We start from the raw sequence: 8,363 nt of genomic DNA, 5'->3' as shown, positions 1-8,363 counted from the left end.
CGTGCGCGTACGTGTAGTGCGAGTCGTTCGTCACCAGCGGCGGGATGCCGAGCTTCCTGCCGATGTCGAGGAGGCCGTCACGGACCCGGCGCTCGATCTCGATGCCGTGGTCCATCAGCTCCAGGAAGTAGCGGTCCTTGCCGAAGATGTCCTGGTAGTCGGCGGCCGCCTTGAGGGCCTCGTCGTGGTGGCCGAGGCGCAGCCGGGTCTGGAGCTCGCCGGAGGGGCAGCCGGTGGAGGCAATGAGTCCCTCGGACCACTGGGAGATGGTCTCCTTGTCCATCCGGGGCCACTTCTGGAGCCAGCCCTCGGCGTACGCGTCCGAGGAGAGCCGGAAGAGGTTGTGCAGGCCCGTCGCGTTCGCCGCCCAGATCGTCTTGTGGGTGTAGCCGCCGGAACCGGAGACGTCGTCCCGCTTCTGGTGCGGCTGGCCCCACTGGATCTTGCGCTTGTTGCGCCGCGACTCGGGGGCGACATACGCCTCGATCCCGATGATCGGGGTGACTCCGGCCTTCTTCGCGGTGTGGAAGAAGTCATACGCCCCGTGGAGGTTGCCGTGGTCGGACATGGCGATATGGGTCATGCCCATCTCGTTGCACGCGTTGAACATGTCCTTCAGCCGCGCGGCACCGTCCAGCAGCGAGTACTGGGTGTGGACGTGCAGGTGCGTGAACGGCGGCTTCGACACGGCGTGGCCTCCAAGGGAAACACTCGACGACAGGGGGGCGGACAGTCCGGGGGTCAGCGTCGAAGTCTATGCCTCGCCACTGACACTCGCGGGTCTCCCCCGCGTACCTTCACAGCGGGGTCGCGGGCACTTTCGCCCGGCTCCGCCCGTTGGAGACGACAGAAACGCTGTCGTACATGTCATGCACCAGGAGGCACCCAGCGATGTCGGTTCCGCAGCTCAACGACGAGCCTCGCGGCGAGGAGATCCTCGCCGTCTTCGACACCGCGTTCGGCGAGCTCCTGGCCGCCGACCCGGCCGCGTTCCGCGTGAAGTTCCGGAAGATGGCGGCCTCGGCGTTCGCGTTCTACCGGGGCACGGCGGCCCTCTTCTACCACGACCTCGACGAGGAGAAGCGCGGCGGTCCGTTCCTGGACGAGCGCACCGCGCGCGTGTGGATCCACGGCGACCTGCACGCGGAGAACTTCGGCACGTACATGGACGCCACCGGCCGGCTGATCTTCAACGTCAACGACTTCGACGAGGCGTACGTCGGCCCCTTCACCTGGGACCTCAAGCGCTTCTCCGCCTCGATCGCCCTCATCGGGTACGCGAAGGCGCTCGGCGACGACCAGATCACCGAGCTGGTGGAGGTGTACGCGGGCGCGTACCGCGAGCGCATCCACGCCCTGGCCACCGGCGCCAAGAGCGACGAGGTGCCGCCCTTCACCCTGGAGACCACGCAGGGCCCCCTGCTGGACGCGCTGCGTGACGCCCGCTCGCTCACCCGCTTCGGTCTGCTGGACTCGATGACCGAGATCCGTGACTTCGAGCGCCGCTTCGCGCCCGGCGGCGGCTCCATCGAGCTGGACGCGGCCACCCGCTACAAGGTGCTCGCCGCCTTCGACGGCTATCTGGAGACGCTGCCGGAGACCTCCCTGGCCCGTCCCGACTCCTACCGGGTGAAGGACGTCGTCGGGCGGCGCGGCATCGGCATCGGCTCGGCCGGCCTCCCGTCGTACAACATCCTCCTGGAGGGCCACAGCGACGCCCTGGAGAACGACGTCGTGATCTACATCAAGCAGGCCCAGACCCCGGCCGTCTCCCGGCACATCACCGACCCGGCGATCCGTGAGTACTTCCGGCACGAGGGCCACCGCACGGTGATCTCCCAGCGCGCGCTGCAGCAGCACGCCGACCCGTGGCTCGGCTGGACCGAGCTGGACGGCGCGGGCCAGCTGGTCGCCGAGGTCTCCCCGTACGCGGTCGACCTGGACTGGGGCGACATCGACGACCTGGACGAGATCGCCGGCGTCGTCGCCGACCTGGGCCGGGCCACGGCCACCATGCACGCCGCGGCGGACGACACCTCCGGCGAGTCCCTGGTGCCGTTCTCCACGGAGCGTGCCATCGACGCCGCCCTCGCCGCCGACGAAGAGGGCTTCGCGCCGCTGCTGGTCGACTTCGCGCACAGCTACGGCGCACGCGCGCGTGCGGACCACCAGATCTTCGTGGACCTGTTCCGCAACGGCCGGATTCCGGGTCTCTAACGGTCCGCTTTCTCACAGCGGGCCTTTAGGGGTCTCCTACAGGAGCGCGTGACACACTCTCTGCTGCTATGGACATATCCGGGACCCGCCTCAGAGCCGTACGCGCGGCGCTGTTCACGGCACTCGTCGTGACGCTCAGCACCGCGTCGCACGTCCTGCTGTCCCGGGCCCCGCTGCCGCTCAACACGGTGGCCGCCGTCGCGGCCGCCGTGTTCCTCCTCGCGTACGCCCTCGCCGGCCGCGAGCGGGGCTTCGGGCGGATCGCCGCCCTGCTGATCCCGCTGGAGCTGGCGGCGGACACGGTCTTCACCACCGGCCAGCACGTCTGTTACGGCCGTGCCGGCGGCCCGGTCGCCGGGCCGCTGGCCTCCGTCGGCTGGGACGTGCTGTGCGGCGACGGCACCCGGGTCGGCACCCCGCTGGCCCAGGTCACCGGTACCGACCCCGCCCGGCTCGGCGGGCTGCTCGCCCACGCCGACCCGGCCACCGCCTGGCTGCTGCTGGGCGCCCATCTCTGCGTCGGCCTGATCGCGGCCGCCTGGCTGCGCCGGGGCGAGCGGGCCCTGGCCCAGCTGCTGCGGGCGGCCGGCGCGACCACCTTCCGGCCGCTGCTGACGGCCGTGGCCTCGGTGACCGTACGACGCGCCCCGGCGGCCCGCCGCCTGCCGCGGCCCGCGCACCGTACGGCGACCTCCCGGACCCTGCTCCTCGCGCACTCCCTGGGGCGCCGCGGTCCGCCGCGTCCGGCCGCCCTCGCCTGAGCGTCACCCGTTCCACAGGAACGGCCACGGAGCACGAGCAGTCCCCTACACGTATCCCCCGCGCACGACTGTGCGCGTCCTCGATGGAGATCACCGACATGAGCAAGCGGAACACCCAGGCGGCGAAGACGGCGGCCCGGGAGCGGCTGCGCGTCGAACGCGAGCGTCAGGCCAAGCGGGCCAAGGCCAAGCGCCAGGTCATCGTCGCCGCCTCGGCGATCGGCGTCCTGGCCGCGGCGGGCGGCATAGGTTACGCCGTCGTCCAGGCCAACAAGCCGAGCTACTGGGAGGAGGCCAAGAGCGACAAGGTCGTCGCTCCGGCCAACACCACGGGCACCAACGGCACGACGGTGACGATCGGCAAGAGCACCGCCAAGAAGACCCTCAAGGTCTACGAGGACCCGCGCTGCCCCGTCTGCGCCCAGTTCGAGCAGGTCGTCGGCACGACCGTCGACAAGGACGTCGAGGACGGCAAGTTCAAGATCCAGTACATCGGTGGCACGTTCCTCGACGGCGACTCCCTCGGCCAGGGGAAGATCGGCTCCAACGGCGAGGGCTCCAAGAACGCGATGAGCGCCATGGGCGCCGCGCTCAACGTCAGCACCGAGGCGTTCGCCGAGTACAAGACCGCCCTGTACTCGGCGAAGTGGCACCCCGAGGAGACCGACGACAAGTTCAAGAGCGACGACTACCTCATCGAGGTCGCGAACACCGTCTCGGCGCTGAAGAACAACAAGGCGTTCCAGAACGACGTCAAGAACGGCACGTACGACGCCTGGGCGCTGGCCATGTCCAAGACGTTCGACACCAACAAGGAAGACGTGACCGGCACCCCGAGCTTCGTCATGGACGGCAAGAAGCTCGTCACCTCGGCCGGCAACCAGCCGATGACGGTCGACGAGTTCAACGAGGTCGTCGACGCGGCCCTGAAGGGCTGACCGACCGGCACCTCGCGGCGGTCACCGCGGCGCCCCCGCGGTGACCGCCGCGCGTGCGGAACACCGGCCGGACCGACGGCCGTGCGAAGAGCAGGCGAACTTTTACGAGTTCGCCTGCTCTTTCGTCGTACTGGTCAGTAATCTGATCGCCCGTGACCAGTCGATACAGATCGTCCGAGAGCGCCGACACCCCGGCGGCTCGCCCCAACTCGCTGTCGCCGCGCCGCCGTACGGCCCTCAAGGCCGCGGCCGCCACCGCCGTGCTGGCCGGCCCGCTCGCCGCCGCCTTCCCGGCCCGGGCCGCCGAGGCCCCCCTCTTCCTGCACGGCCTCGCCTCCGGCGACCCGCTGCCCGACGGCGTCCTGCTGTGGACCCGGGTCACGCCGACCGCCGAGGCGACCCCCGGCTCCGGGCTCGGCCCGGACACCGAGGTCAGCTGGATCGTCGCCCGGGACAAGGCGCTGACGGACGTTGTGGCCCGGGGCTCGCTCACCGCGACCGCCGCCTCCGACCACACCGTCAAGGCCGACGTCCGGGGCCTGGCCCCGGCCACCGACTACTGGTTCCGCTTCTCCGCGGGCGGCACCGACTCCCCGGCGGCGCGCACCCGCACCGCGCCGGCGGCGGACGCGGCCGTCGCGGGCCTGCGCTTCGGCGTGGTCTCCTGCGCCAGCTGGGAGGCCGGCTACTTCTCGCCGTACCGCCATCTCGCGGCGCGCGGCGACCTGGACGCCTGGCTCCATCTCGGCGACTACATCTACGAGTACGGCACGGGCGAGTACGGCACCCGCGGCACCGTCGTGCGGCAGACCTCGCCCACCCACGAGGTCCTCACGCTCGCCGACTACCGCACCCGGCACGGGAAGTACAAGACGGACCCGGATCTCCAGGCCCTGCACGGCAAGGCGCCGGTCGTCGCGATCTGGGACGACCACGAGATCGCCAACGACGCCTGGTCGGGCGGCGCGGAGAACCACACCGAGGGCGCCGAGGGCACCTGGGCGGCCCGTCAGGCGGCCGCCAAGCAGGCCTACTTCGAGTGGATGCCGGTCCGCCCGGCGATCGCCGGCACCACCTACCGGCGGCTGCGCTTCGGCAAGCTCGCCGACCTCTCCCTGCTGGACCTGCGCTCCTTCCGCTCCCAGCAGGTCGGTGTCGGCAAGGGCACCGTCGACGACCCGGACCGCACCCTCACCGGCCGGGCCCAGCTGGACTGGCTGAAGGCCGGGCTGAAGTCCTCCGACACCACCTGGCGGCTGGTCGGCAACTCGGTGATGATCTCGCCGTTCGCCATCGGCTCGCTCTCCGCGGACCTGTTCAAGCCGCTCGCCAAGCTGCTCGGCCTACCACAGGAGGGCATCGCCCTCAACACCGACCAGTGGGACGGCTACACCGACGACCGCCGCGAACTCCTGGCCCATCTGCGCTCGAACGCCATCGGCAACACCGTCTTCCTGACCGGTGACATCCACATGGCGTGGGCCAACGACGTCCCCGTGGACGCCGGTACCTACCCGCTGTCCGCCTCGGCCGCCACGGAGTTCGTGGTCACCTCCGTGACCTCGGACAACCTGGACGACATCGTGAAGGTCCCCGAGGGCACCCTCACCGCCGTCGCCTCCCCGATCATCCGGGCCGCCAACCGGCACGTGCACTGGGTGGACACCGACCGCCACGGCTACGGCGTCCTGGACGTCACGGCCGAGCGCGCGCAGATGGACTACTACGTGGTGTCCGACCGCACCAAGGCCACCGCGACCTCCTCCTGGTACCGCTCGTACCGCACGCGCAGCGGCACGCAGAAGGTGGAGCGCACCTACGACCCGGTCTGAGCCGGTGAGGAGCTGAGCCGGTGAGGAGCCGATTCGGTGAGGAGCTGATCCGCTCCGGGCCCGTCTAGAGCGTCTCGAGGAAGCCGAGGGCCACCCGCCAGGTGGCCTCGGCGGCCTCCTCGTCGTAGTCGGGCAGGTCGGGGTCGGTGTAGAGGTGACCGGCGCCCGTGTACCGGTAGATCTCCACGTCGGCGCCCGCCCTGCCCATCTGGAGGTACCAGGCGCTCAGCCAGTCGTCCGTCTCGAACGGGTCCGGCTCGGCCACGTGCAGCTGCACCGGCAGCCCGTCCACCGAGGCGTTCGGCGCGAGGTCGGAGGTGCCGTGCAGGAGCAGCAGGCCCCGGGCCTTGTCGTCGCCGAGGGCGAGGGTCTGCGCGATCGACGCCCCCAGCGAGAACCCGGCGTACACCAGCCCTCTCTCCGAGTAGGGAGCGGCGGCCAGCACGGCTCTCCTCAGCAGCTCGTCCTTGCCGATCTCCTCGTTGTGGGCCATGCCCTCCTCGACCGTGCCGAACGTGCGTCCCCCGAAGAGGTCCGGGGTCCACACCTCGTGCCCGGCGGCACGCAGCCGGTCCGCCGCCGCGAGCACCGCGGGCCGCAGACCGAAGGTCGAGTGAAAGAGCATGATGTTCATGCGCCCATGGTGCCAGCCTGCACCGACAACGCCGTGCGCACGTCTCTGCACAGAACTCACATGTTCAAGGCCCCGCGGTCCCGGTTACGTTCGTTGGCATGGAGAACCTGCTCCGACCCGTGATCGTGGTCGGCGGCTCGGTCGTACTGACACTGCTCATCGGCTGGGCCACCGACCTTCTGCTGCGCAAGGCCGACGGACGGCATCCGGAGACCCCCCTGTGGGGTCTGCTGCGCCGTGGCCGCGTCCCGTACCAGCTGGTGCTGTGCGCGGCACTGCTGAGAGGGTCCTACGACAAGGCGCAACTGCTCCAGGACCACCGGGTCGGTATAGGCCGGACCCTCACCCTGGTGCTGATCGGCTCGGCGGCCTGGCTGGTCCTCAGGATCGTCGCGGCGGTCGTCGAGACCACGTACTCGCGCTACGCGCGCGTGCACCGCGATCCGGCCCGGGTACGGCGGGTGCGGACCCAGGTGTCGCTGATCATGCGGGTGGTGGCGGCCGTCGTCGGGGTGGTGGCGGTGGCGGCGATGCTGCTGACGTTCCCGGCGATGCGGGCGGCGGGCGCCTCGCTGCTGGCCTCGGCCGGCATCCTCGGCATCGTCGCCGGTGTGGCCGCCCAGTCGACCCTGAGCAACATGTTCGCCGGGCTCCAGATCGCCTTCGGCGACATGGTCCGCATCGGCGACACGGTCGTGGTGGACGGCGAGTGGGGCACGGTCGAGGAGATCACGCTGACCTTCCTGACGGTCCGCACCTGGGACGAACGCCGGATCACCATGCCGGTGTCGTACTTCACGTCGAAGCCGTTCGAGAACTGGTCGCGCGGCACCCCGCAGATGACCGGCATCGTCTACTGGCACGTCGACCACACCGCCCCGGTGGAGGCGATGCGCGAGAAGCTGCGCGACATCCTGCGCGAGTGCCCGGCCTGGGACGGCCGCGCCTGCGGTCTGGACGTCACGGACACCACCCCGAACACCATGCAGGTGCGGGCCCTGGTGACGGCGAAGGACGCCGACGACATCTGGAAGGTGCGGGTGACGGTCCGCGAGCAGATGGTCCGCTGGCTGGCGAAGGAGCACCCGTACGCGCTCCCACGGGTCAACACGGCGGACGCGGCGCTGCCCCCGGGCCGGGTCCCCGGCCCGGCGCCCTCCCCCGACGGAGCGTCCCGCCGCGCCCACGAGCCGCCGCGGACGAGCGGCCGCTGACCGTCAGTGGCCCCGCTCGGCGCCCCCGTTGACCTGGATGATCTGCGAGGTGACGTGCCCGGCGCCGGGCGAGGCCAGCCAGTGCAGGGTGGCGGCGACGTCGCCGGGCGTCCCGGCCCGCCCGGTGGAGGTCTCGTCGATGAGCCGCTCCCGCCGGGCCGGGTCGATGGCCTCACCGAAGAACCCGGTGTCCTCGACATAGCCGGGCGCGACGACGTTCACGGTGACACCGCGCGGCCCCAACTCCCGGGCCAGGTCATGGGCGTACGGGTGCAGCGCGGCCTTGGCCCCGGCGTACGCCCCGCTGCCGGACCCCCGGTAGGCGGCGATCGAGCCGACGAACAGGATCCGCCCGCCCGGGGAGGCGAGCCGGTCCTTCAGCGCCTCGGTGAGCAGGGCGGCGGAGAGGGTGTTGATCCGGAAGTTGACCGTCCAGTCGTGGGCGATCCGGTCGAGCGGGTCGTCACTGTCGCTCGGCGGTTCCAGCCGCCCGGTTCCACCGGCGCCGTGCACCAGCACGTCGACGGTCCCGAACTCCTGCGCGACGAACCGGGCGACCCCCCGCACTGCGGCCGGGTCACCGAGGTCGGCGGCGTGGCTCAGGGCTCCCTCGACCCCGGCCTTCTCCAGCACCTCCGCCCGCCGTCCGAGCAACAGCACCCGGTCCCCGTCGGCCGCGAAGGCGTGCGCCGTCGCGAGCCCGATCCCCGTACCACCACCGCTGATCACCACATTGCGTGCCATGATCCGAGGCTAGCGAGGGTGAC

General features: G+C 71.1%; 8 protein-coding genes. 5 read left to right on the top strand and 3 right to left on the bottom strand.

The annotated features are described in order from the left end of the window. Window positions 1–688: PHP domain-containing protein (locus tag IE275_RS38090; RefSeq protein ID WP_189717255.1), on the bottom strand; the 688-nt coding region annotated here is incomplete at its 3' end. A gap of 203 nt (window positions 689–891) precedes the next feature. Here IE275_RS38090 and IE275_RS38085 point away from each other — a divergent pair. The 4 genes from IE275_RS38085 (at window position 892) to IE275_RS38070 (ending at window position 5,748) form a co-directional block, all read left to right on the top strand. Continuing rightward, window positions 892–2,217, top strand: a complete 1,326-nt coding sequence (locus IE275_RS38085) for a DUF2252 domain-containing protein (RefSeq protein ID WP_189717254.1) — start codon at window positions 892–894, stop codon at window positions 2,215–2,217. Window positions 2,218–2,285: 68 nt separating this feature from the next. Next, on the top strand, window positions 2,286–2,978 hold the full coding sequence (locus IE275_RS38080) for a hypothetical protein (protein ID WP_189717253.1): 693 nt from the start codon (window positions 2,286–2,288) through the stop codon (window positions 2,976–2,978). 98 nt (window positions 2,979–3,076) lie between these two features. Beyond that, the gene (locus IE275_RS38075) at window positions 3,077–3,916 is read left to right on the top strand and encodes a thioredoxin domain-containing protein (RefSeq protein ID WP_189717252.1); all 840 of its coding nucleotides are present in this window, start codon (window positions 3,077–3,079) and stop codon (window positions 3,914–3,916) included. 152 nt (window positions 3,917–4,068) lie between these two features. Beyond that, the gene (locus tag IE275_RS38070) at window positions 4,069–5,748 is read left to right on the top strand and encodes an alkaline phosphatase D family protein (RefSeq protein WP_189717251.1); all 1,680 of its coding nucleotides are present in this window, start codon (window positions 4,069–4,071) and stop codon (window positions 5,746–5,748) included. Between the two features lie 64 nt (window positions 5,749–5,812). Here IE275_RS38070 and IE275_RS38065 read toward each other — a convergent pair whose 3' ends face one another. Further along, window positions 5,813–6,382, bottom strand: a complete 570-nt coding sequence (locus IE275_RS38065; protein ID WP_189717250.1) for a dienelactone hydrolase family protein — start codon at window positions 6,380–6,382, stop codon at window positions 5,813–5,815. A 98-nt stretch (window positions 6,383–6,480) separates the two neighbouring features. Here IE275_RS38065 and IE275_RS38060 point away from each other — a divergent pair, with 98 nt between their 5' ends. Next, a complete protein-coding gene (locus IE275_RS38060; protein ID WP_189717249.1) occupies window positions 6,481–7,596 on the top strand; it encodes a mechanosensitive ion channel family protein in 1,116 nt (371 codons plus the stop codon). Between the two features lie 3 nt (window positions 7,597–7,599). Here IE275_RS38060 and IE275_RS38055 read toward each other — a convergent pair whose 3' ends face one another. Then, the gene (locus IE275_RS38055; RefSeq protein ID WP_189717248.1) at window positions 7,600–8,340 is read right to left on the bottom strand and encodes an SDR family NAD(P)-dependent oxidoreductase; all 741 of its coding nucleotides are present in this window, start codon (window positions 8,338–8,340) and stop codon (window positions 7,600–7,602) included. Window positions 8,341–8,363 lie beyond the last annotated feature (23 nt).

This window comes from Streptomyces phaeofaciens (assembly GCF_014648915.1).
Classification (GTDB): Bacteria; Actinomycetota; Actinomycetes; order Streptomycetales; family Streptomycetaceae; genus Streptomyces; species Streptomyces phaeofaciens.
The sequence above is the reverse complement of the archived record's forward strand: the minus strand, read 5'-3'. Positions and strand labels throughout refer to the sequence as shown.

Coding starts and splice junctions, on each gene's coding strand:
- IE275_RS38085 (WP_189717254.1), top strand. CDS start 892: ATGTCGGTTCCGCAGCTCAACGACGAGCCTCGCGGCGAGGAGATCCTC.
- IE275_RS38080 (WP_189717253.1), top strand. CDS start 2,286: ATGGACATATCCGGGACCCGCCTCAGAGCCGTACGCGCGGCGCTGTTC.
- IE275_RS38075 (WP_189717252.1), top strand. CDS start 3,077: ATGAGCAAGCGGAACACCCAGGCGGCGAAGACGGCGGCCCGGGAGCGG.
- IE275_RS38065 (WP_189717250.1), bottom strand. CDS start 6,382: ATGAACATCATGCTCTTTCACTCGACCTTCGGTCTGCGGCCCGCGGTG.
- IE275_RS38060 (WP_189717249.1), top strand. CDS start 6,481: ATGGAGAACCTGCTCCGACCCGTGATCGTGGTCGGCGGCTCGGTCGTA.
- IE275_RS38055 (WP_189717248.1), bottom strand. CDS start 8,340: ATGGCACGCAATGTGGTGATCAGCGGTGGTGGTACGGGGATCGGGCTC.